This is a genomic window from Acidovorax sp. GW821-FHT10E03, from assembly GCF_059415205.1.
Map to the genome: position 1 here is coordinate 117,825 of NZ_JBWKMU010000009.1, position 21,214 is coordinate 139,038.

Below are 21,214 nucleotides of genomic sequence, written 5' to 3' on the forward strand. Positions count from 1 at the left end.
GAAGCGGTCGCTTCTTGACGACTGATGCCACCGGCAGCCAGGGCTCACAAGGTCTCTGGCTGCCTTTTTTACTCCATGCCGCCCCCCGGAGTTCCTTCCCCTTGGGCGGTTTCTCATCCCGGAAGTGCCAAGAATTCAAGGGTAAACCCTTAATTCTTGTTCCGCCCATGGACAATCACCCCATGACCATCGCCACTGCCCCCCTTCCTACGCGACGCGCCGACCTGCTGGCCCGTCTGGCCCAGCCGCACCACTACGACCTTGCCGTGATTGGTGGCGGGGCGACGGGGCTGGGAGTCGCTCTGGATGCGGCCGCGCGCGGTTTCAGCGTGGTCCTGGTGGACTCGCACGACTTCGCCAAGGGGACCTCGTCCCGCGCCACCAAGCTGGTGCATGGCGGTGTCCGCTACCTGGCCCAGGGCAACATCGCGCTGGTGCGCGAGGCGTTGCATGAGCGCACAACCTTGCTGAACAACGCGCCGCATCTGGCCCAGCCCCTGCCTTTCGTGATGCCCTCGTACCGTTTCTGGGAGACGCCCTTTTATGGCATCGGGCTCATGATGTACGACGCCCTGGCCGGAAAAGCCGGACTGGGTGCCACCCAGTTCCTGGGCCGTGCGCGCACCCTGGAATGCCTGCCCACGGCCCGGACGGAGGGGCTCAAGGGAGGGGTCAAGTACTGGGACGGGCAGTTCGACGATGCCCGGCTGGCCCTGGCGCTGGCGCGGACGGCGGCGGGTCTGGGCGCGCTGGTGGTCAACTACTGTCCTGCGCGGGCCCTGGTCCATGAGGCGGGAAAGGTGGCGGGCCTTGTCTGCGAGGACGCCGACAGCGGCCAGCAGTTCACGGTTCGCGCCCGCACCGTGGTGAATGCCACCGGCGTGTGGGTGGATGCCCTGCGCCAGATGGACGGCGAGGCCATTGGCCGCCCCGTCAAGCCGATCGTGGCGCCAAGCCAGGGCGTGCACATCGTGGTGGATCGCGAGTTCCTTCCCTCCGACCATGCCCTCATGGTGCCCAAGACGGCCGATGGCCGGGTCCTGTTTGCAGTGCCCTGGCTGGGCAAGCTCATTCTGGGGACGACGGACAGCCCGCGCCAGGACATCGTGCGGGAGCCGGAGCCTTTCCACGAGGAAGTCCAGTTCATCCTGGAAGAATCGGCGCGCTACCTCACCCGCGCCCCCAAGATCGGGGACATCCGCAGCATCTGGGTTGGCCTGCGTCCCTTGGTGAAGCCGCAGGACGACGATGGCGACAACACCAAGAAAATCAGCCGCGAGCACACCGTCCTGGCCAGCCGCAGCGGCCTGATCACCGTGACCGGTGGCAAATGGACCACCTACCGCGCCATGGCTGAAGATGTGTTGCAAAAATGCTTCACCACGGGCCTGCTGCCCGAAAAATCCGCGGGCGTGACCAATCATTTGCCCCTGGTGGGAACGCCCCCGGGGCCTGTGCGGCACCGTATCAGCGATGCCCAGGGGCTGCACTCCTATGGCAGCGAAGCGGCGGCCGTTCAGGAAATGCCGGGTGCACAGACGGATCTGGGCGGCGGCCTGACGGAGGCGATGGTGCGGTTCGCGGCGCGGCATGAATACGCCCGCACGGTGGAAGATGTGCTGGCGCGCCGCTGCAGGCTGCTGTTCCTCGATGCCCGCAAGGCCATTGAACTGGCGCCCGCCGTCGCTGACCTCCTGCAGGAGGAACTGGGTTCGGACCCTCGTCTCAGCGACTTTCTGGCGCTGGCGCAACAGTATCTGCACGCCCCTGGCTGATGCGGCGCTTGACTTCCTGGAAGTCCTTTGCAATAATCGAGGGCTTCGCGTTTCCTACGTGAAGTTTCTGCCCAGCGGGAAGTGCTGCAAATGGTTTGCGGTGCGGACGACGGGCCCAAGACTGACTGGCTGATCCGCAGCCCTTGAGAAGTTCTCTGGGGCTGTTGTCTTCTGGTGCAAGTTGGGAATATTGAAATGATCCAGACAGAATCTCGGTTAGAGGTTGCCGACAATACCGGCGCTAAGTCCGTCCTTTGCATCAAGGTGCTGGGTGGTTCCAAGCGTCGCTATGCAAGCGTTGGCGACATCATCAAGGTGAGCATCAAAGAAGCCGCTCCACGTGGCCGCGTCAAAAAAGGCGAGGTTTACAGTGCGGTGGTCGTTCGCACGGCGAAGGGTATTCGCCGTGGCGACGGTTCGCTCGTCAAATTCGATGGCAACGCTGCAGTGTTGCTGAACGCAAAGTTGGAGCCTATCGGCACCCGCATCTTTGGACCCGTGACGCGTGAACTGCGTACCGAGAAGTTCATGAAGATCGTGTCCCTGGCTCCTGAAGTTCTCTAAGGACGCGCCATGAACAAGATTCGCAAGGGCGACGAAGTCATCGTGCTGACCGGCCGTGACAAGGGCAAGCGTGGCACGGTGTCGCTGCGCAAGGATGACTCCCACCTCGTCATCGACGGCATCAACCTCGTCAAGAAGCACGCCAAGCCAAACCCCATGAAGGGTACGACGGGCGGCATCGTTGAAAAGGCCATGCCGATTCACCAGTCCAATGTGGCCATCTTCAATGCCGCGACCGGCAAGGCTGATCGCGTGGGCATCAAGGTGCAGGCTGACGGCACGCGCGTTCGCGTGTTCAAGTCCAGCGGCGCTGAAATCAAGGCGGCCTAAGGGGTAAACATGGCACGACTCCAAGAAATTTACCGCGACAAGATCGCTCCCGAACTGACCAAGCAGTTCGGTTACACCTCACCGATGCAGGTTCCCCGTCTGACCAAGATCACCCTGAACATGGGCGTGAGCGAGGCAGTCTCGGACAAGAAGGTGATGGACAACGCCGTGGCCGACCTGACCAAGATTGCTGGTCAGAAGCCCGTGGTGACCAAGGCCAAGAAGGCTATCGCCGGTTTCAAGATCCGCGAAGGCCAGGCCATCGGTTGCATGGTCACGCTGCGCGGCGTGCAGATGTATGAGTTCCTGGACCGTTTCGTGACCGTGGCTCTGCCCCGCGTTCGTGACTTCCGTGGTATCTCCGGCCGCGCTTTCGACGGCCGTGGCAACTACAACATCGGCGTCAAGGAACAGATCATTTTCCCTGAAATCGAGTACGACAAGGTGGATGCCTTGCGCGGTCTCAATATCAGCATCACCACGACGGCCAAGTCGGACGAAGAAGCCAAGGCTCTCCTCGCTGGTTTCCGTTTCCCGTTCAAGAACTGAGGCGAAGCATGGCTAAAGTAGCTTTGATCCAGCGCGAACTGAAGCGCGAAAAACTGGCAGCCAAGTACGCAACCAAGTATGCGGAACTGAAGGCAATCGCTGGCGATGCCAAGCGCAGCGACGAAGAGCGCGATGCAGCCCGCCTGGGCCTGCAAAAGCTCCCCCGCAATGCCAACCCGACGCGTCAGCGCAACCGTTGCGAAATCACCGGTCGTCCACGCGGCACCTTCCGTCAATTCGGTCTGGCTCGCGCCAAGATCCGTGAACTGGCTTTTGCAGGCGACATCCCTGGTGTCACCAAGGCCAGCTGGTAAGCAGGCAGGAGAGATTAAACATGAGCATGAGTGATCCCATCGCTGACTTGCTGACCCGCATCCGTAATGCACAGATGGTCGCCAAGGCCACGGTTCTGGTGCCTTCTTCCAAAGTGAAGATTGCCATCGCCCAGGTGCTGAAGGACGAAGGTTATATCGACGGCTTCCAGGTGAAAACCGAAGCTGGCAAGTCGGAACTCGAAATTGCCCTGAAGTACTACGCAGGCCGTCCCGTGATTGAGCGCATCGAGCGCGTCAGCCGCCCCGGACTGCGTGTCTACAAAGGCCGTGATTCCATTCCACAAGTCATGAACGGTCTGGGTGTGGCAATTGTCACGACGCCCAAGGGCGTGATGACCGATCGCAAGGCGCGCGCTACCGGTGTCGGTGGCGAAGTGCTCTGCTATGTGGCCTAACCCGCGGCATTGAGGAGAAACTGAAATGTCCCGAGTAGGAAAAATGCCCGTGACCATCCCCGCTGGCGTGGATGTGTCCGTGAAAGATGACCAGATCTCTGTCAAGGGTTCTGGTGGCGCCCTCTCGCTCGCACAGAATGTGCTGGTGAAGGTGTCGAGCAATGAAGGCAAGCTGAGCTTTGCGCCTGTCAACGACTCCCGCGAAGCCAATGCCATGAGCGGCACGATTCGCCAGTTGGTCAACAACATGGTGGTCGGTGTCAGCAAGGGCTTTGAAAAGAAGCTGAGCCTGGTGGGTGTGGGTTACAAGGCTGCGGCTTCCGGTTCCAAGCTGAACCTGGCTGTGGGCTATTCGCACCCGGTCAATATCGAAATGCCCGCTGGCATCACGGTCGCAACCCCCACGCCCACGGAAGTGGTGATCAAGGGTGCTGACCGCCAGCGTGTGGGGCAAATCGCTGCTGAGATCCGTGCTGTTCGTCCACCCGAGCCCTACAAGGGCAAGGGTATCCGCTATGCGGACGAAAAGATCACGATCAAAGAGACCAAGAAGAAATAAGGAGCTGCAACATGTTGACCAAGAAAGAGCAGCGTCTTCGTCGTTCGCGCCAGACCCGCATCCGCATTGCACAGCAAGGCGTGGCGCGTCTCACCGTGAACCGTACGAACCTCCATATCTACGCCAGTGTGATCTCCGGCGACGGCAGCAAGGTGCTGGCAAGTGCATCGACGGCAGAAGCCGACGTGCGCAAGTCGCTCGGCGGTTCGGGCAAGGGTGGCAATGCCGCTGCAGCCCAGATCATCGGCAAGCGCATCGCTGAAAAAGCGAAGGCTGCGGGTGTCGAGAAGGTTGCATTTGATCGCGCAGGCTTTGCCTACCACGGTCGCGTCAAGGCCCTGGCCGACGCAGCCCGTGAAGCCGGCCTGCAGTTCTAAGCGGAGCGAATAAAAAATGGCTAAATTTCAACCCAAAGTGCAGAGCGAAGGTCAGGACGACGGTCTGCGCGAGAAAATGATCGCGGTCAACCGCGTGACCAAAGTCGTGAAGGGCGGCCGTATCCTCGGCTTCGCCGCACTGACGGTGGTTGGCGACGGTGACGGCCGTGTTGGCATGGGCAAGGGCAAGTCCAAGGAAGTGCCTGCTGCCGTGCAAAAGGCGATGGAAGAAGCCCGCCGCAACATGGTCAAGGTATCGCTCAAGAACGGCACCATCTACCACAACGTGACGGGCCACCATGGCGCTGCTGTCGTGATGATGGCTCCCGCTCCCAAGGGTACCGGCATCATTGCCGGCGGCCCCATGCGCGCCGTTTTCGAAGTGCTGGGCGTGACGGACATCGTGGCCAAGAGCCATGGTTCCTCCAACCCCTACAACATGGTCCGTGCCACTTTTGATGCGCTCGTCAATTCGACCACTCCGTCGAATGTGGCAGCCAAGCGCGGCAAGACGGTCGAAGACATCTTCGCCTGAATCGGAGCCTGAAAATGACAACGCAACAAACCGTCAAGATTCAATTGGTGCGCAGCCCTATCGGCACCAAGGAATCGCACCGCGCCACCGTCCGTGGCCTGGGCCTGCGCAAGCTCAACAGCGTGAGCGAATTGCAGGACTCGCCCGAAGTGCGCGGCATGATTAACAAGATCAGCTATCTGGTCAAAGTCCTCTGAGAGATAGATCATGGAACTCAATAGCATCAAGCCCGCAGACGGTGCCAAGCATGCCAAGCGCCGTGTAGGCCGTGGTATCGGCTCCGGCCTGGGCAAGACCGCTGGCCGTGGTCACAAGGGTCAGAAGTCGCGCGCCGGTGGCTACCACAAGGTGGGCTTCGAAGGCGGTCAAATGCCTCTGCAACGTCGCTTGCCCAAGCGCGGCTTCAAGTCGCACCTGCTCAAGTTCAATGCAGAAGTGACGCTGACGGCGCTCGATCAGCTCGGCCTGGCCGAAGTGGACGTGCTGGCACTCAAGCAAGCTGGCCTCGTGGGCGAGCTGGCCAAGGTGGTCAAGGTCATCAAGAGCGGTTCCCTCACCAAGGCTGTCAAGCTCAATGGCGTGGGCGCTACGGCAGGTGCCAAGGCAGCGATCGAAGCTGCTGGCGGCAGCGTCGCCTGAGTGTGGCTCTGAAGGAAGGCATCTGTGGCTACTAGCGCAGCTCAAATTGCAAAGACCGGCAAGTTCGGCGACCTGCGTCGCCGTCTGGTTTTTCTGTTGCTTGCGCTGGTCGTGTATCGCATAGGGGCTCATATCCCTGTGCCTGGTATCGATCCAGCCCAACTCCAGCAGCTGTTCAGTGGCCAGCAAGGCGGCATCCTGAACCTGTTCAACATGTTCTCGGGTGGTGCGCTGTCGCGTTTCACGGTCTTCGCTCTGGGGATCATGCCGTACATTTCGGCATCGATCATCATGCAGCTGATGACTTACGTGATTCCCACGTTCGAGCAGTTGAAGAAGGAAGGCGAAGCCGGTCGCAGGAAGATCACGCAGTACACCCGCTACGGAACGTTGGGCCTGGCCCTGTTCCAGTCGCTGGGTATTGCCGTCGCGCTGGAAAGCTCCGCAGGCCTGGTGCTGAGCCCTGGTTTCGGGTTCCGCATGACCGCCGTCGTCAGCCTGACCGCCGGCACGATGTTCCTGATGTGGCTGGGTGAGCAGATCACTGAACGTGGTTTGGGCAACGGTATCTCGATCCTGATCTTTGCAGGTATCGCAGCAGGATTGCCCAGCTCCATCGGTGGTCTCCTTGAACTGGTTCGTACGGGTGCCATGAGCATCCTGGCCGCCATCTTCATCGTCCTCGTGGTCGGTCTGGTGACCTACTTCGTGGTGTTTGTGGAGCGTGGTCAGCGCAAGATTCTGGTGAACTACGCCCGTCGGCAGGTAGGTAACAAGGTCTACGGCGGCCAGTCGTCGCACTTGCCCCTCAAGCTGAACATGGCTGGCGTGATTCCTCCGATCTTTGCCTCGTCGATCATCCTGTTGCCCGCCACGGTGGTGAACTGGTTCAGTGCAGGCGAGTCGATGCGCTGGTTGAAGGACATCTCGGGTGCGTTGACTCCTGGTCAGCCCATCTATGTGATGTTCTACGCTGCCGCGATTGTGTTCTTCTGCTTCTTCTATACGGCACTGGTGTTCAACAGCCGTGAGACTGCAGATAACCTGAAGAAGAGCGGTGCGTTCATCCCAGGCATCCGGCCCGGTGAGCAGACGGCCCGTTATATCGACAAGATCCTGGTTCGCCTGACCTTGGCAGGCGCTGTGTACATCACCTTCGTGTGCTTGCTGCCAGAGTTCCTGATCTTGAAGTACAACGTTCCGTTCTACTTTGGTGGGACATCGCTGCTGATCATTGTGGTGGTGACCATGGACTTCATGGCCCAGGTTCAGAACTACATGATGTCGCAACAGTACGAATCGCTGCTCAAGAAAGCCAATTTCAAGGGCAACGCAGGCGGTTGATGATGATGAAGGAAGGCAGTTGGTCGCGTAGCGGCGACTGCCTGCAGAACTGGATATCGGTTGAGTTGGCGCCCCACGATTTTTCGCGGGCACAAATTGTGTTCCGTGCGAAACAGCCGGGACGGATGGAAAAGTTTTAGGAGAATGCAATGAGAGTTTCGGCTTCGGTCAAAAAAATCTGCCGCAACTGCAAGATCATCCGCCGCAAGGGTGTGGTGCGCGTGATCTGCACGGATCTGCGTCACAAGCAGCGCCAAGGTTGATTGGAAAGTATTAGAGGACGCATATGGCACGTATCGCTGGCATTAACATTCCGCCGCACAAGCACGCGGAAATCGGTTTGACCGCCATTTTTGGCATTGGTCGCACCCGCGCTCGCAAGATCTGCGAAGCAACTGGTATCGCTTACTCCAAGAAGATCAAGGATCTGACGGATGGTGATCTGGAAAAAATTCGCGAGCAAATCGAGCAGTTCACCATTGAAGGTGACCTGCGCCGCGAAACCACGATGAACATCAAGCGCTTGATGGACATCGGCTGCTATCGTGGCTTCCGCCATCGCCGCGGTCTGCCAATGCGTGGTCAGCGCACCCGTACCAATGCACGCACTCGCAAGGGTCCGCGCAAGGGTGCAGCTGCACTGAAGAAATAAAGAGATTGAAAGATCATCATGGCTAAGTCTCCTGCCAATAACGCAGCTCAGCGCGTTCGCAAGAAGGTCCGGAAGAATGTTTCGGACGGCATTGCACACGTGCACGCCTCGTTCAACAACACCATCATCACGATCACCGATCGCCAGGGCAATGCCCTGTCGTGGGCATCGTCCGGTGGCCAAGGTTTCAAGGGCTCGCGCAAGTCCACTCCCTTCGCGGCCCAAGTGGCTTCGGAAGTGGCTGGCCGCGCTGCCATCGACCAAGGCATCAAGAACCTTGACGTTGAAATCAAGGGTCCTGGCCCAGGCCGTGAATCCTCGGTGCGCGCTCTGGGCGCCCTGGGCATTCGCATCACGTCCATCTCCGATGTGACCCCCGTGCCTCACAACGGCTGCCGCCCTCAAAAGCGCCGTCGTATCTAATCTCTCTCTAAGCCCACCGCCGCCTGTGAACGCGCAAGCGCCTCAGGCGGCTCCCGCAATGGTTTGCGGTAGATGACACAAAGGAAGCTCAAGTGGCACGTTACCTCGGCCCCAAGGCCAAACTCTCCCGCCGTGAAGGCACGGACCTGTTCCTCAAGAGCGCACGTCGCTCGATTGCCGACAAGTCCAAGTTCGACTCCAAGCCAGGCCAGCACGGCCGCACCTCCGGTGCCCGCACGTCCGACTACGGCCTGCAACTGCGTGAAAAGCAGAAGGTCAAGCGCATGTACGGCGTGCTGGAAAAGCAGTTCCGCCGCTACTTCGAAGCCGCCGAAGGCAAGAAGGGCAATACCGGCGCCAACCTGCTGTTCCTGCTGGAATCCCGTCTCGACAACGTGGTGTACCGCATGGGCTTCGGCTCGACCCGCGCCGAAGCGCGCCAGCTGGTCTCGCACAAGGCGATCACGGTGAACGGCAAGTCTGTGAACATCGCTTCCTACCTCGTGAAGACGGGCGATGTGGTGGCCGTGCGTGAAAAGTCCAAGAAGCAGAACCGCATTGTTGAAGCCCTGCAACTGGCTGCCCAGGTCGGCATGCCTGCGTGGGTGGAAGTGAACGCCGAGAAGGCCGAAGGCATCTTCAAGAAGGTGCCGGACCGTGATGAGTTTGGCGCCGACATCAACGAATCCCTGATCGTTGAGTTGTACTCGCGCTAATCGCTCGGTACATATTTCAAGAAAACCGTCCCTGAACCGCGAGGCATCGCGGTTTAGGCGCTTCACCAGCCTTACCGGTGTAACGAGCTGGGGGTATTGAGAGGAAGTCTGAATGCAAACCAATTTGCTGAAACCCAAGGCGATCAATGTCGAGCAGCTTGGCCACAACCGTGCCAAGGTCGCGCTGGAGCCGTTCGAGCGTGGGTACGGCCACACGCTGGGTAACGCCATTCGGCGTGTCCTGCTCTCGTCCATGGTGGGTTACGCAGCGACGGAAGTCACCATTGCAGGCGTTCTGCATGAGTACTCGTCCATTGACGGCGTTCAGGAAGATGTGGTCAACATCCTGTTGAACCTCAAGGGCGTGGTGTTCAAGCTCCACAACCGTGATGAAGTCACGCTGAGCCTGCGCAAGGATGGCGAAGGTGTGGTTACCGCACGCGATATCCAGACCCCTCACGACGTGGAAATCGTCAACCCTGACCACGTGATCGCGAATCTGTCGGCCGGCGGCAAGCTGGACATGCAGATCAAGGTCGAGAAGGGCCGTGGCTACGTGCCCGGCAGCCTGCGCCGCTATGCCGACGAGTCGACCAAGTCGATTGGCCGGATCGTGCTGGATGCATCGTTCTCCCCTGTGAAGCGCGTGAGCTACACGGTGGAAAGCGCTCGCGTGGAGCAGCGTACCGACCTGGACAAGCTGGTTGTCGAGATCGAGACCAATGGTGCCATCACTGCCGAAGACGCAGTGCGCGCATCGGCCAAGATCCTGGTGGAGCAGCTGGCGGTGTTCGCGCAGCTGGAAGGTGGCGAGCTGGCTGCGTTCGACGCACCGGCAGGCCCGCGCGGCAATGCCACGTTCGATCCGATCCTGTTGCGTCCTGTGGACGAGCTGGAACTGACCGTGCGTTCCGCCAACTGCCTGAAGGCCGAGAACATCTACTACATCGGTGACCTGATCCAGCGCACCGAGAACGAGCTGCTCAAGACGCCTAACCTGGGTCGCAAGTCGCTCAACGAAATCAAAGAAGTGCTCGCATCGCGTGGTCTCACGTTGGGCATGAAGCTTGAGAACTGGCCACCAGCCGGTCTGGACAAGCGTTAAGTTATAATTCTGGGTTCCCACGAATCGTGGGAACCCGGTTTTTTTGTTCCCTTGGATGGGAACAGTGCCTCGGGCAGTACCTTACACGGCTGCCTGATTTAATTTTAAATAAGGAAAAAGCACCATGCGTCACGGTCACGGCCTCCGCAAACTCAACCGCACCAGCTCGCACCGCCTTGCGATGCTGCAGAACATGATGAACTCGCTCATCGAGCACGAAGTCATCAAGACCACCGTCCCCAAGGCCAAGGAACTGCGCCGCGTGATCGAACCCATGATCACCCTGGCCAAGGAAGACTCCGTTGCCAACCGCCGCCTGGCCTTCAACCGCCTGCGCGACCGTGACAGCGTGACCAAGCTGTTCAACGACCTGGGCCCCCGCTTCAAGGTGCGTCCTGGTGGCTACACCCGCATCCTCAAGATGGGTTTCCGTGTGGGCGACAATGCACCCATGGCCCTGGTTGAATTGGTGGATCGTGCTGCAGAAACCGAAAATAATTCGGCAGCAGCTGAATAATAGGGTATAATTTATTTCTTACCGCGCGATGGAGCAGTCTGGTAGCTCGTTGGGCTCATAACCCAAAGGTCGGAGGTTCAAATCCTTCTCGCGCAACCAATATGTAGCGGTCTCCGCTCACAGCAAACGCCCACTTCACCGTGGGCGTTTTTGTTTGTGCCCTGCCATTGCAGTGAGCGGCTTTCCTCTTTGGTGGGGTGTGCATTCCAGGAGGCCTCTTCCATGGACGCAGGTTTTCTGTCCCCGGCCCTGCTGGTGGCGCTCATGGCCTATACCGTTGGTGTTGCAAGCCCTGGCCCCAGCAATCTGGCGATCATGGCGGCCGCCATGTCACATGGACGGAGGCGTGCCATGGCCCTGGCTGCCGGGGTGGTCCTCGGCTCGGTGTTTTGGGGTATGGCCGCTGCACTGGGCATGTCGGCACTCATGCGCAGCTATTCATGGTCCTTGCTCGTCCTGAAGGTGCTGGGCGGCATCTACATGCTCTGGCTGGCCTGGAAGGCGGCGCGTGCCGCATTCACGCCGAATGCCCTGCACGAGGCCTCCGACACCACGGGCGGCGACCACCTCCAGGCATTTCGGCGCGGCCTGGCGATGCACATGACCAACCCCAAGGCCGTCTTTGTGTGGCTTTCCATCGTCGCTCTTGGCGTGCCCGCCGGCGCCGGACGCAGCCATGCCCTGGCGGTCGTGGCGTGTTGCGCCGGCATCGGCGCTTGTATCTTCATGGGCTATGCCCTGGCATTTTCGACACCGTTGGCACGTGCGGCATACGCCCGCATCCATCGCGCATTCAATGCGCTGCTGGCTGGAGTCTTCGTGTACGCAGGCATCCGGCTGCTGCTGACCCGCTCAGCCGTGAGCTGACGGATCACCGTGCCAGCAGGCAAGTCCGCCCAGACGGCGAAACTTCTGGGTCTTGGTGCCACAGCTGCACGCGGTTGACGGCAGGCTCGGCAGGAGAAGATGGAATTCCTGGGGGCATGGATGATGATCCAGGCCCCGCAGGCAAATCGCCCCTTCAGGCCGGTAGTGCCTGACGCCGGATGAACCGCCCGGCCCGCGCGCCCGTGGCACGACCAGCCGCGGTGTAGCTCAGCACGCCGTTGACCCAAACCTGTTCGATCCCCTCGCTGAACTGCACGGGTTGTTCGTAGCTCGCGGTATCGCGCACGCGCGCCGGGTCGAACACCACGATATCGGCCATGCAGCCGGCTTCCAGCCGCCCGCGCTCGCCGATGCGAAAGCGTTGGGCCGACAGGCCGGTCATCTTGTGGATGGCTTCCTCCAGGCGCAGCAGGCCCTTCTCGCGCCAGTAGCAGGCCAGCACGCGCGGGAAGGCGCCCCACAGGCGGGGATGCGGCCGCTCGTCATGGGGCAGGCCGTCCGAGCCGATCATGGACAAGGGGTGGGCAATCACGCGCTCTACATCGTCCTCGCGCATCTGGAAGTAGCAGGCACCGCCGGGCTGCAGCCGGTCGCAGGCCGCCTGCTCGGTCGTGTCCCATTCCCGCGCGATGTCCTTGAGGTAACGGCCCACCATTTCCGGGTGTGGCTGGCTGCCGGTGATCAGGATGTCGATCACACCGTCTACCAGGTCGGTGCGCAGCACCGTCGAACCCGCGGTGTAGGGGTACACGTCCAGGCTGATGGGCTGGCCCTTTGCGAGGGACTCGATCAGCGGCAGCGTCTCGCGCGTGCGGCCCCAGTTCGAGGCGCCGGCGCACTTGTGGTGCGACAGCACCAGCGGCAGTCCGGCATGGCGCGCCGTGAGCGCCGCCTCCTGCAGCGCCGGGAGTATGCCGGCGAGTTCGTCGCGGATGTGGGTCGCATACACGCCGCCATTGCGCGCGGCCACGCTGGCCAGCTCGGTCAGCTCGGTGAGGTCGGCCGCATAGGCTTCCTTGTAGAACACGCCGGACGACAGGCCCAGCGCGCCCGCATCCATGGCCTCCTGCATGTCGGCCGCCATGGCAGCGCGTTCGCTGGCCGTGGCCGCGCGCCCCAGCTCGGGCAGGTAGCGCATGCGCAGGGCCGTATGGCCCAGCAGCGCAGCCACGTTCACGCCGGGCTGCGCGGCATCCACGGCGCGTGCGTAGTCGGCCATGCGCGCGTGGCGGAACTGGCGCTGGCCCAGCAGCGACAGCGGCGCCGCCGGTGCATCCGTCACCATGGGCGACAGCGAGATGCCGCAGTTGCCCACGATCACCGTGGTCACGCCCTGCGACAGCTTGGGCAGCATGTCGGGCGCATCCAGCGCCGCCGCATCGTCGTGCGTGTGCACGTCGATGAAGCCCGGTGCGATCACGCGGTCCGTGCAGTCCACGGTGCTGACGGCCAGGCCTGACAGCAGCGCCGGGTCGATCGTGCCCGTTGGCGCCAGTGCCACGATGCGCTCCCCGGCCATCAGCAGGTCGCCCGTCCAGCCGGGGCGGTCTGTGCCGTCGATGATCGTTCCGTTCCTCAGCAGGGTCGCTTGCGTTGCTGCCATCAGTGTTCTTTCTTGCCCGGCTTGTTGTGCATGGCCGGTCCATGGTCCATGGCGCCGGCATACTCGGCGCTGTCGAATCCGTGCTTGTGCAGCAGGGCCTTGAATTGCTGCAGGCCCCGCGTGGCCACCGGCCCCAGCTGCTGCGCCAGGCGCACCATCAGGATCTCGATCACCACCAGGTGGGCCAGGTACGCCTCGGTGCCCACGCGCATCACCGCGTCCTGCGGCACCGACACCGCCAGCACCAGGTCGGCCGTTTCGGCCAGCGGCGTGCCCGGCTGGGTGAGGGCCACCACGGTGGCCCCTTGCGAGCGCGCGAACTTGGCCGCCTCCACCGTGTAGGGCATGCGCCCCACGTGTGAAATGACGAAGGCCACGCCCTCTGGCCCCAGCGTGCTGGCCGACACCAGCTGCTGGTGCGCGTCGAAGATCGCGTTGGCCGTGAGGCCCAGGCGGAACAGCCGGCTCTGCAACTCGCTGGCCGTGAAGGTCGAGGCCGCGCCGACGGAGTAGCAATCGATGCGCCGCGCCTTGGCGAGTTTGGCCGCCACCTGGTCGATCACGTCGACGTCGATGCGCCGGCCCAGCTCGGTCAGCGAAGAGACGGCCGCATGAATGATCTTGCTGGCCACGTCCTGGGTGCTGTCCTCCGCCAGCACGCTGCGGTGCAGGTAGGAGCCCGAGACGGCCAGGTCCTGCGCCAGCGCCAGCATGAACTCGCGCACCGAGTCGTAGCCGAAGCTGCGGCAGGTGCGCACGATGGTCGGCATGGACACGCCCGCCTGCTGCGCCAGCTGCTCCACCGTGGCCGCCACCGCGGCGCGCGGGTCTTCGAGCACGGCGCGCACCACGCTGCGCTGCGCCTCGGGCAGGCTGTCCTGCCGTTCGCGCAACTGCTGCAGCAGTCCGGGCGTGGGGCTGGGCGGCACGGTGGACGATGGCGAAGGAGGCAGGCTGCTGTTCATGCGCTTCTCCGGCCTCAGAACCGGGTGCTGATGGCACCCGTGATGGCGCCATCGTCTTCCACCAGCGGCATCCAGCGCCACTTGTCGAAGGTGGTGCAGGGGTGCGAGATACCCAGCGCCACGCGGTCGCCCATACGGGGCGCAGCGGCGTCGCCGGCTGCGGCATCGAAGCGCAGGTAGGCATGCTGGTCGTTCAAGGCGCTCACGCTCCAGCCGGCAGGGGCGGCCGCCGCCGTGCGCTCGCCGCGCCGCGCCAGCTGCACCGGGATGGGCATTTCCAGGTCGTAGGAGATGTCGCGGCGCCCGCAGGTCAGCAGGGCCAGGCCAGGCTCTGGCACCGACTGCACCATGGCCCAGACCGTGAGGGCCGGGCGCAGCGAGGTATCGAGACCTTCGCGCTGCTCCACGTTCTTGAGGAAGCGCGCGTAGTTGCCATGGTCGTGCGTCACATAGCAGCCCGAGCGCAGCACGCCTTCCACGGGGCGCGACAGGCCCTGGGCCTGCAGCAGCGGCACCACCAGGTCGAACACGGCCGAGCCGCCGGCCGTGAGCAGGATGCGCTCGCTGGCGAATAGGTGCGCTGCGTCGCAGATGCGGGCGACCTCCAGCACGCGGCGCACCAGGGCGGTCACTTCACGTGCGTCATGGTCGTTGTCGCAGCGCGCCACGCCGCCCTCGTAGCATTCGATGCCGTCGAACTGCACGGCCCTTGAGGCTGCCAGGGCGCGCGCCAGTGCCAGTGCCTCGTCCGGCGTGCGGCAGCCGGTGCGCTGGCCGGGGATGCCCATCTCGAGCAGCACGTTGAACACCCGGGCACTTGCGCGGCGCTGCTTCCAGTCCTCGACCAGCGTGAGCTGCGCGAGCGAGTCCACGAGGAACCAGACGGCGAGATCGCCATGGCGCGCCAGCAGCGCATCGAGCGCATCCAGATCGGCATCGCAGACCACCTGGTTGGCGATGATGATGCGGCGCGCGCCTGCCTCCACCCCTGTGGCGACCTGGAAGGCCGTGGCGAAGGTCAGGCCCCAGGCGCCCGCCTGCAGCTGCTGTGCGAACAGTTCGGGCGACATGGTGGTCTTGCCATGCGGCGCCAGGGCAATGCCTTTGCGCGCCGCGAAATCCTGCATCCAGGCCAGGTTGTGCGCCAGGGCCGTGCGGCTCAGCACCGCGAGCGGGAAGGCCAGGTCATCTGCCAGCACGTTCCATCCGCGCGCAGCGATCTCGCTGGCGCGGCAGGGCGCCGCCGCGATGGGAAAGCTCTTGCTCGTGGCGTCCAGGGTGAAGTCAGTGGTGATGTTCGTCATGTCGTCTCGTCATGTTGGAGGGGCGCAGCGGGGCTGCGCCGGTCAGATGTCGTCGCGCCAGCAGGCCTTCCAGTGCTCGGTGCCCACGGGGCGCAGGGCCATGTCGGCGCTGGCGCATTCGGCCACCGCATGCGGGCAGCGCGTGCGGAACACGCAGCCCGAGGGCGGATTGGCGGGGCTGGGCAGGTCGCCCTGCAGCAGGGGGATGGTACGCCGCTGCGCCGGGTCGGGGATGGGGGCCGCGGCGAGCAGCGCGCGCGTGTAGGGATGGGCCGGCCGCGCATACAGCGCGCTGGTGGGCGCGATCTCCATCACGCGGCCCAGGTACAGCACCACCACGCGGTCGCACAGGTACTCCACCACGTCCAGGTCGTGCGAGATGAACAGCAAGGTCAGGCCCAGTTGTTCCTTGAGGTCGCCCAGCAGGTTCACCACCTGGGCCTGGATCGACACGTCCAGCGCCGACAGCGGTTCGTCCGCCACGATGAAGTTCGGCTGCACCGCCAGCGCGCGCGCAATGCCGATGCGCTGGCGCTGCCCGCCCGAGAACTCGTGCGGAAAACGGTCCGCATGTTCGGGCCTGAGGCCTACCTGCGAGAGCAACTCCTGGATGCGCGGCTGGCGTGCCGCGCCGCGCGCCTGTTTGTGTGTGTCCAGTGCCTCACCCAGCACTTCGCGGATGCGCATGCGCGGGTTCAGGCTGGCATACGGGTCCTGGAAGATGATCTGGATCTTCGAGCGCAGCGGGCGGAACTGGCCCTGGCTCATCCCCGCCAGATCCTGCCCACCGGCCTCGCCGCCGTGGTACAGCATCTGCCCCGCCGTCGGGTCCACCAGGCGCGTCAGCAGCCGGCCGATGGTGCTCTTGCCCGAGCCCGACTCGCCCACCAGGCCCAGCGTCTCGCCGCGCCGGATGGCAAAGCTCACGTCGTCCACCGCGCGCACCGGGTGTGGGCCGCTGCCGAAGTACTTGCGCAGGCCGCGCACTTCGATGAGGTTATCGCCCGGGGTCGGGGCCATGGCCACGGCATTCATGCGCTCACCTCCTGCTGCGCCTGCTCGCCCACACGGATGCAGCGCACCCGCCGGCCGGCCTCGGTGGCACTGCCGTCGGACAAGGCCGGCATGCGTGCATCGCAGGCCGCGATGCGGCGCTCGCAGCGCGGCGCGAAGGCGCAGCCCGGCGGCGGCGCGAGCGGGCTCGACACCTGGCCCGGTATGGCCACCAGGCGCGGGCGCTGCCCGGCCACCGCGACCGCATGGCGCCGGGCCACGCCGGGCAGGCAGGCCAGCAGGCCGCGCGTGTAGGGGTGCTCGGGCTGCGCGAACAGGTCGTGCACCGGGGCCGACTCGACGATGCGGCCCGCGTACATCACGGCCACCGCGTCGGCGTACTGCGCCACCACGCCCAGGTTGTGGGTCACGAACAGCATGCTCATGCCCGTCTCCTTCTGCAGCCGGCCCATGAGGGCCAGGATCTGCGCCTGGATGGTCACGTCCAGCGCGGTGGTCGGCTCGTCGGCGATCAGCAGCGTGGGGTTGCAGGCCATGGCCAGGGCAATCATCACGCGCTGGCGCATGCCGCCCGAGAGCTGGTGCGGGTACTCGTGCACGCGCTGCTTGGCGGCCGGTATCTCCACCAGCTCCAGCATGCGCTGGGCATGGGCCAGTGCAGCGCGGCGGTCGAGCTTGAGGTGCAGGCGCACCGATTCGGCGATCTGCTCACCCACGGTGAGCACCGGGTTCAGGCTGGTCATGGGCTCCTGGAAGACCATCGCGATCTCGTTGCCGCGCAGCGCCCGGCGCTCGGCCTCGGGCAGGGCCAGCAGGTCCACGCGCCGGCCGTCGCGCCGGGTGAACCAGGCCTGGCCACTGACCTGGGCCTGCGAGGTCTTGGCGTGTAGGCCCATCAGCGTCAGGCTGGTGACGGACTTGCCCGAGCCCGACTCCCCGACCAGCGCCAGCGTCTGGCCCGGGTGGATGGCAAAGGACACGTCGGCCACGCTCTGGATGCGGCCGGCGTCGGTGGCGAACGAGGTGGACAGGCCCTGCACTTCGAGCCGGGCAGCCGTGGGGGTGGTCATGGGGTGGGTGCCTTCGTAACGCGCTCGCCAGGGGCGGGCGCTTGCGTGGGTCGGTGAAAGAAGCTCATGCGGCCTTCTTGAGCTTGGGGTCGAGCAGGTCGCGCACGCCGTCGCCCAGCATCTGCAGCGACAGGGCGGTGAACACGATGGCCAGGCCCGGGTAGAGAATCGTCCAGAACGCGCGGTCGGCCGATTCCAGGCTGCCCGCGATCATGGTGCCCCAGGTGGGGATGTCGGGCGGCACGCCCACGCCCAGGAAGGACAGGCCGGCCTCGGCCAGGATGGCATAGGCGAAGATGAAGGTCACCTGCACCAGGATGGGCGAGACCAGGTTGGGCAGGATGTGCTTGAGCAGGATGCGCGGCGTGCGCACGCCCAGGGCGCGCGCGGCGTCCACGAACAGCAGCTCGCGCAGCACCAGGGTGCTGGCCCGCACCACGCGCGCCACGCGCGGCGTGTAGACGATGACCAGCGCCAGCATCACGTTCCACAGCGAGGCGCCCAGGATGGACACCAGGGCGATGCCCAGCAGGATGTCGGGGAAGGACATCATCGCGTCCACCACGCGCATCAGCGGCGCGTCCAGCCGCCGAAAGAAGCCCGCGAACATGCCCAGCAGCGTGCCGAACAGCACGGCCCCCGCCGCGGTGAGCCCGCCGATCAGCAGCGAATAGCGCGCGCCGTGCACGATGCGCAGCATCACGTCGCGCCCCAGCTCGTCGGTGCCGGCCCAGTGCGCGGCGGAGGGCGCGTTCAGGCGCTCGCTGATCGAGATGGCGTTGGGGTCGGCGTCCGACACCCAGGGGAACACCGTGGCCACCGCGACCACCAGGGCCAGCACGATGGCCGAGGCCAGCACCACCTTGCGCGCGAACAGGCGGCGTGCCAGTGGCAGCCAGTAGTCCTTGAGATTGCGAATCAGGCCTTGCACCATGTCATTGGCCCTCCAGCCGGATGCGTGGGTCGACCAGCGTGTACAGGAAGTCGATGGCCAGGTTGATGAATACATAGATGGCCGCGATGACCAGCAGCGTGCCCTGGATCACCGGGTAGTCACGGCGCAGCACGGCGCGCACCACCAGATTGCCCACGCCGGGCAGGTTGAACACCGTCTCGGTCACCACCGTGCCGCCGATCATCAGCGCCAGTGTCAGGCCCAGCACCGTGACGATGGGCACCAGCGCATTGCGCAGCACGTGCTTGACCATCACCGTGCCTTCGGCCAGGCCCTTGGCGCGTGCCGTGCGCACGTAGTCCTCGCCCAGGATGTCGAGCATCGAGGCGCGCGTGAAGCGGATGATTAGCGCCGAGTTCAGCAGCCCCAGCACCAGCGCCGGCAGCAGCAGGTGCGACAGGCGCTCGGCCAGCGGCGAGGCCGGGTCGCCATAGCCCGAGGCCGGGAACCAGCCGAGCTTGACCGCGAACAGCTGGATCAGGATCAGCCCGAGCCAGAAGCTGGGCACGCTGGCGCCCAGCATGGCCACGCCGCTCAGGGCCTGGTCACCGGGGCTGCCGCGCCAGATGGCGGCCGCCATGCCGCAGGGGATGCCGATCAGCGCCGCGATGCCCACCGCGAACAGCGCCAGGAACAGCGTGGGCTCGGCGCGCTCGAGCAGCGCCTGCGCCACCGGGCGCTGCAAAAAGATGGACTGGCCCAGGTTGCCCTGCAGCAGCTCGCCCACCCAGAGCACGAACTGCGTGGGCAGGGGCTTGTCCAGCCCGTACTGCACGCGCGCCGCGGCGATGTCCTCGGCCGTGGCCTGCTCGCCCAGCAGCAGCGCCACCGGGTCGCCCGAGGCCAGGCGCGTGAGCGCGAACACCAGCACCGCGACAAGGGCCAGCACCACCAGGGCGCCGCCCAGGCGGGTCATCAGAAAACGCATGGCAACGAACCTTCGTGCAGTGGGGGCTTACCTGGCCAAGCCCGTGTTCCAGAAGAACGGCCAGATCGCCGGCGTGTAGCCTTCCAGCTTGGCCGAGCGCGCCGAGAGGCCGTTGAACTTGCCGACCTCGATGAAGGGCACTTCGTCGTACACCACCTGCTGCACGGCACCCCACAGCGGGCCGCGCTTGGCGACATTGGTCTCCTGGTTGAAGGCCGTGAGCGTGGCCTTCTTGGCGGGCGAATCCCACCAGCCCGGCGCGCCGTCACCGAGCTGCGGCGGCGAGAGCATGGGCTCGGGGAACAGGCCCGAGTGCGTGAAGTACACGTCCCACAGCTTGGCATCGTTGCGCCGCTGCACCAGCGTGGCCCAGTCCACCACCTGCAGTTCGGTCTTGAAGCCGGCCTTCTTGAGCTGCTCTGCCATCACCAGCGCCATGTTGTAGTGGAACTCGTACTGCCGGCTGGCCATGATGCGCACCGGCTGGCCGCTGTAGCCGGCCTTGGCCGCCTGGTCCTTGGCGGCCTGCGGGTTGCGCTCGTTGTACAGCTTGCTGCCCGCGTCCGAGTAGTAGGGCGTGCCCTTGGGGAAGAAGTTGGGCTCCACCACGAAGAAGCGGTTGTCGCCAAAGCCCGCAGCCAGCAGCTCGCCCGAGCCCACGGCGGTCTGCACCGCGCGGCGCAGCGGCTGCGCGGCCAGCACGCCTTCCTTGGTGTTGAAGACGATGTAGGGGAAACCGAAGTTCTTGGTCACGATGGGCACCACGGCCGGGGCACCCTTGTCGATGCGGCCGGCCGCTTCCACGGGCAGCAGGTCGGCGTACTGGAACTGGCCCGACAGGGCGCCCTCCACGCGGGTGTTGGCATTGGGCACGGGCACGAAGCGCAGCTCGTCGAGCAGGGCCTCGCGGCGGCCGGCGTAGCCGCTCGGGGCCTCCTTGCGGGCGCTGTAGGTGTCGTGGCGCACCAGCACGGTGAACTGGTCGGGGCGGCGCTCCTTGAACTTGTAGGGACCGGTGCCGATGAAATCCTTGAGCTGCGGCGCGATGCTCTCCTTGGCCATGATGGCGGCCATGCCGCTGGGCAGCGCCAGCTGGGCCAGCAGCGGCGCGTAAGGTGCCTTGAGCTTGAGCTCCACCGACAGCGGGCCCTTGGCCGTGAGCGAGGCCACCTCCTTGCCCACGGCCTTGCCACGCGGCGACAGTTCCATCCAGCGCTGCAGCGAGGCCACCACGTCGTCGGCATTCAGGTCGCGGCCGTTGTGCAGCTTCACTTCCTTGCGCAGGGCGATGGTGTAGGTCAGGCCGTCCTTGGACACGGAGGGCAGGCCCTCGGCCAGCATGGGCGCCACGGCCCAGTTCGCGTCGAAGGTGTACAGCGGCTCGTAGACGTGCTGCATGATGGTGCCGACCAGATCGGCCGTGCTCACCATGGGGTCCAGCCCCTGGGGCTCGCCGACCATGGCCAGGTTGGCGGCGCCCCCCTTGGCGGGGGCGGCCAGGGCGGGCTGGCCCGACCCCAGGGCCACGAGCACGGTAGCACTTGCTGCCAGGCCCAGAACGCTGCGCCTGGCGGCCTGAACAGGCCTTCCGGGCGTCAACCAATCACGGATGGATGAGGATTGCATCGTGGCTCCATAAGTAATAACATTACATTTTTAATCGTAGATGACT

Annotated in this window: 27 protein-coding genes and 1 tRNA gene; 20 read left to right on the forward strand and 8 right to left on the reverse strand. The window is 64.3% G+C overall.

All coding sequences use genetic code 11. From position 1 onward, the window contains the following. Positions 1 to 182: 182 nt before the first annotated feature. The 20 genes from AC07OD_RS17105 (at position 183) to AC07OD_RS17200 (ending at position 11,682) form a co-directional block, all read left to right on the forward strand. Entirely contained in the window at positions 183 to 1,775 is a 1,593-nt protein-coding gene (locus AC07OD_RS17105; RefSeq protein ID WP_494597612.1) for a glycerol-3-phosphate dehydrogenase/oxidase, read from the forward strand. Positions 1,776 to 1,970: 195 nt separating this feature from the next. Next, positions 1,971 to 2,339 carry a 50S ribosomal protein L14 gene (rplN, locus tag AC07OD_RS17110; RefSeq protein WP_007861702.1) on the forward strand — a complete coding sequence of 123 codons (369 nt, stop codon included), beginning with the start codon at positions 1,971 to 1,973 and terminating at the stop codon, positions 2,337 to 2,339. A gap of 9 nt (positions 2,340 to 2,348) precedes the next feature. Next, a complete protein-coding gene (gene rplX / locus AC07OD_RS17115; protein ID WP_184860255.1) occupies positions 2,349 to 2,669 on the forward strand; it encodes a 50S ribosomal protein L24 in 321 nt (106 codons plus the stop codon). A 9-nt stretch (positions 2,670 to 2,678) separates the two neighbouring features. Next, positions 2,679 to 3,218 carry a 50S ribosomal protein L5 gene (gene rplE / locus AC07OD_RS17120; RefSeq protein ID WP_005793632.1) on the forward strand — a complete coding sequence of 180 codons (540 nt, stop codon included), beginning with the start codon at positions 2,679 to 2,681 and terminating at the stop codon, positions 3,216 to 3,218. Between the two features lie 8 nt (positions 3,219 to 3,226). Next, complete coding sequence (gene rpsN / locus AC07OD_RS17125; protein WP_007861712.1) at positions 3,227 to 3,532, forward strand: 30S ribosomal protein S14; 306 nt, start codon at positions 3,227 to 3,229, stop codon at positions 3,530 to 3,532. 20 nt (positions 3,533 to 3,552) lie between these two features. Further along, complete coding sequence (gene rpsH, locus AC07OD_RS17130) at positions 3,553 to 3,948, forward strand: 30S ribosomal protein S8 (RefSeq protein ID WP_008906523.1); 396 nt, start codon at positions 3,553 to 3,555, stop codon at positions 3,946 to 3,948. A 25-nt stretch (positions 3,949 to 3,973) separates the two neighbouring features. Next, positions 3,974 to 4,507, forward strand: coding sequence for a 50S ribosomal protein L6 (gene rplF, locus AC07OD_RS17135; protein ID WP_218296829.1), 534 nt, complete (start codon positions 3,974 to 3,976; stop codon positions 4,505 to 4,507). An 11-nt stretch (positions 4,508 to 4,518) separates the two neighbouring features. Further along, positions 4,519 to 4,884: a 50S ribosomal protein L18 gene (gene rplR, locus AC07OD_RS17140; protein WP_005793639.1), complete on the forward strand. Its 366-nt coding sequence runs from the start codon at positions 4,519 to 4,521 to the stop codon at positions 4,882 to 4,884. Positions 4,885 to 4,900: 16 nt separating this feature from the next. Beyond that, a complete protein-coding gene (gene rpsE, locus AC07OD_RS17145; RefSeq protein WP_218296830.1) occupies positions 4,901 to 5,419 on the forward strand; it encodes a 30S ribosomal protein S5 in 519 nt (172 codons plus the stop codon). Between the two features lie 14 nt (positions 5,420 to 5,433). Further along, complete coding sequence (gene rpmD, locus AC07OD_RS17150) at positions 5,434 to 5,616, forward strand: 50S ribosomal protein L30 (protein ID WP_007861725.1); 183 nt, start codon at positions 5,434 to 5,436, stop codon at positions 5,614 to 5,616. A gap of 10 nt (positions 5,617 to 5,626) precedes the next feature. Beyond that, positions 5,627 to 6,058 (forward strand): 50S ribosomal protein L15, encoded by a 432-nt coding sequence (gene rplO, locus AC07OD_RS17155; RefSeq protein ID WP_055395677.1) that lies wholly within the window; start codon positions 5,627 to 5,629, stop codon positions 6,056 to 6,058. A 24-nt stretch (positions 6,059 to 6,082) separates the two neighbouring features. Next, entirely contained in the window at positions 6,083 to 7,402 is a 1,320-nt protein-coding gene (secY, locus tag AC07OD_RS17160; RefSeq protein WP_218296831.1) for a preprotein translocase subunit SecY, read from the forward strand. A gap of 149 nt (positions 7,403 to 7,551) precedes the next feature. Then, positions 7,552 to 7,665 (forward strand): 50S ribosomal protein L36, encoded by a 114-nt coding sequence (gene rpmJ, locus AC07OD_RS17165; RefSeq protein WP_005793651.1) that lies wholly within the window; start codon positions 7,552 to 7,554, stop codon positions 7,663 to 7,665. 23 nt (positions 7,666 to 7,688) lie between these two features. Continuing rightward, positions 7,689 to 8,054, forward strand: coding sequence for a 30S ribosomal protein S13 (gene rpsM / locus AC07OD_RS17170; protein ID WP_008906516.1), 366 nt, complete (start codon positions 7,689 to 7,691; stop codon positions 8,052 to 8,054). An 18-nt stretch (positions 8,055 to 8,072) separates the two neighbouring features. Next, entirely contained in the window at positions 8,073 to 8,477 is a 405-nt protein-coding gene (rpsK, locus tag AC07OD_RS17175; protein ID WP_005793662.1) for a 30S ribosomal protein S11, read from the forward strand. A gap of 92 nt (positions 8,478 to 8,569) precedes the next feature. Further along, positions 8,570 to 9,193 (forward strand): 30S ribosomal protein S4, encoded by a 624-nt coding sequence (gene rpsD / locus AC07OD_RS17180; RefSeq protein ID WP_218296832.1) that lies wholly within the window; start codon positions 8,570 to 8,572, stop codon positions 9,191 to 9,193. A 112-nt stretch (positions 9,194 to 9,305) separates the two neighbouring features. After that, on the forward strand, positions 9,306 to 10,298 hold the full coding sequence (locus tag AC07OD_RS17185; protein ID WP_008906514.1) for a DNA-directed RNA polymerase subunit alpha: 993 nt from the start codon (positions 9,306 to 9,308) through the stop codon (positions 10,296 to 10,298). 124 nt (positions 10,299 to 10,422) lie between these two features. Beyond that, positions 10,423 to 10,815: a 50S ribosomal protein L17 gene (gene rplQ / locus AC07OD_RS17190; protein WP_008906513.1), complete on the forward strand. Its 393-nt coding sequence runs from the start codon at positions 10,423 to 10,425 to the stop codon at positions 10,813 to 10,815. Positions 10,816 to 10,837: 22 nt separating this feature from the next. Further along, a tRNA-Met gene (locus AC07OD_RS17195) sits at positions 10,838 to 10,914 on the forward strand. 165 nt (positions 10,915 to 11,079) lie between these two features. After that, positions 11,080 to 11,682 (forward strand): LysE family translocator, encoded by a 603-nt coding sequence (locus tag AC07OD_RS17200; protein WP_494597675.1) that lies wholly within the window; start codon positions 11,080 to 11,082, stop codon positions 11,680 to 11,682. Between the two features lie 154 nt (positions 11,683 to 11,836). Here the strand turns inward: AC07OD_RS17200 and AC07OD_RS17205 are convergent, their stop codons facing one another. The 8 genes from AC07OD_RS17205 to AC07OD_RS17240 form a co-directional block, all read right to left on the reverse strand. Continuing rightward, positions 11,837 to 13,306: an N-acyl-D-amino-acid deacylase family protein gene (locus AC07OD_RS17205; RefSeq protein WP_494597613.1), complete on the reverse strand. Its 1,470-nt coding sequence runs from the start codon at positions 13,304 to 13,306 to the stop codon at positions 11,837 to 11,839. After that, positions 13,306 to 14,271: a MurR/RpiR family transcriptional regulator gene (locus AC07OD_RS17210; protein WP_494597614.1), complete on the reverse strand. Its 966-nt coding sequence runs from the start codon at positions 14,269 to 14,271 to the stop codon at positions 13,306 to 13,308. Before AC07OD_RS17210 ends, AC07OD_RS17205 begins: the two co-directional genes overlap by 1 nt. A 14-nt stretch (positions 14,272 to 14,285) precedes the next feature. Then, the gene (locus AC07OD_RS17215; protein ID WP_494597615.1) at positions 14,286 to 15,575 is read right to left on the reverse strand and encodes an alanine racemase; all 1,290 of its coding nucleotides are present in this window, start codon (positions 15,573 to 15,575) and stop codon (positions 14,286 to 14,288) included. A gap of 42 nt (positions 15,576 to 15,617) precedes the next feature. Next, the gene (locus AC07OD_RS17220; protein WP_494597616.1) at positions 15,618 to 16,610 is read right to left on the reverse strand and encodes an ABC transporter ATP-binding protein; all 993 of its coding nucleotides are present in this window, start codon (positions 16,608 to 16,610) and stop codon (positions 15,618 to 15,620) included. Beyond that, complete coding sequence (locus tag AC07OD_RS17225) at positions 16,607 to 17,659, reverse strand: ABC transporter ATP-binding protein (protein WP_494597617.1); 1,053 nt, start codon at positions 17,657 to 17,659, stop codon at positions 16,607 to 16,609. The genes AC07OD_RS17220 and AC07OD_RS17225 overlap by 4 nt, the downstream gene beginning before the upstream one ends. 64 nt (positions 17,660 to 17,723) lie before the next feature. Then, complete coding sequence (locus tag AC07OD_RS17230; RefSeq protein WP_007849605.1) at positions 17,724 to 18,593, reverse strand: ABC transporter permease; 870 nt, start codon at positions 18,591 to 18,593, stop codon at positions 17,724 to 17,726. Between the two features lies 1 nt (position 18,594). After that, the gene (locus AC07OD_RS17235) at positions 18,595 to 19,542 is read right to left on the reverse strand and encodes an ABC transporter permease (RefSeq protein WP_492245063.1); all 948 of its coding nucleotides are present in this window, start codon (positions 19,540 to 19,542) and stop codon (positions 18,595 to 18,597) included. A 27-nt stretch (positions 19,543 to 19,569) separates the two neighbouring features. Next, positions 19,570 to 21,168, reverse strand: coding sequence for an ABC transporter substrate-binding protein (locus AC07OD_RS17240; RefSeq protein ID WP_494597618.1), 1,599 nt, complete (start codon positions 21,166 to 21,168; stop codon positions 19,570 to 19,572). Between the last annotated feature and the right edge of the window lie 46 nt (positions 21,169 to 21,214).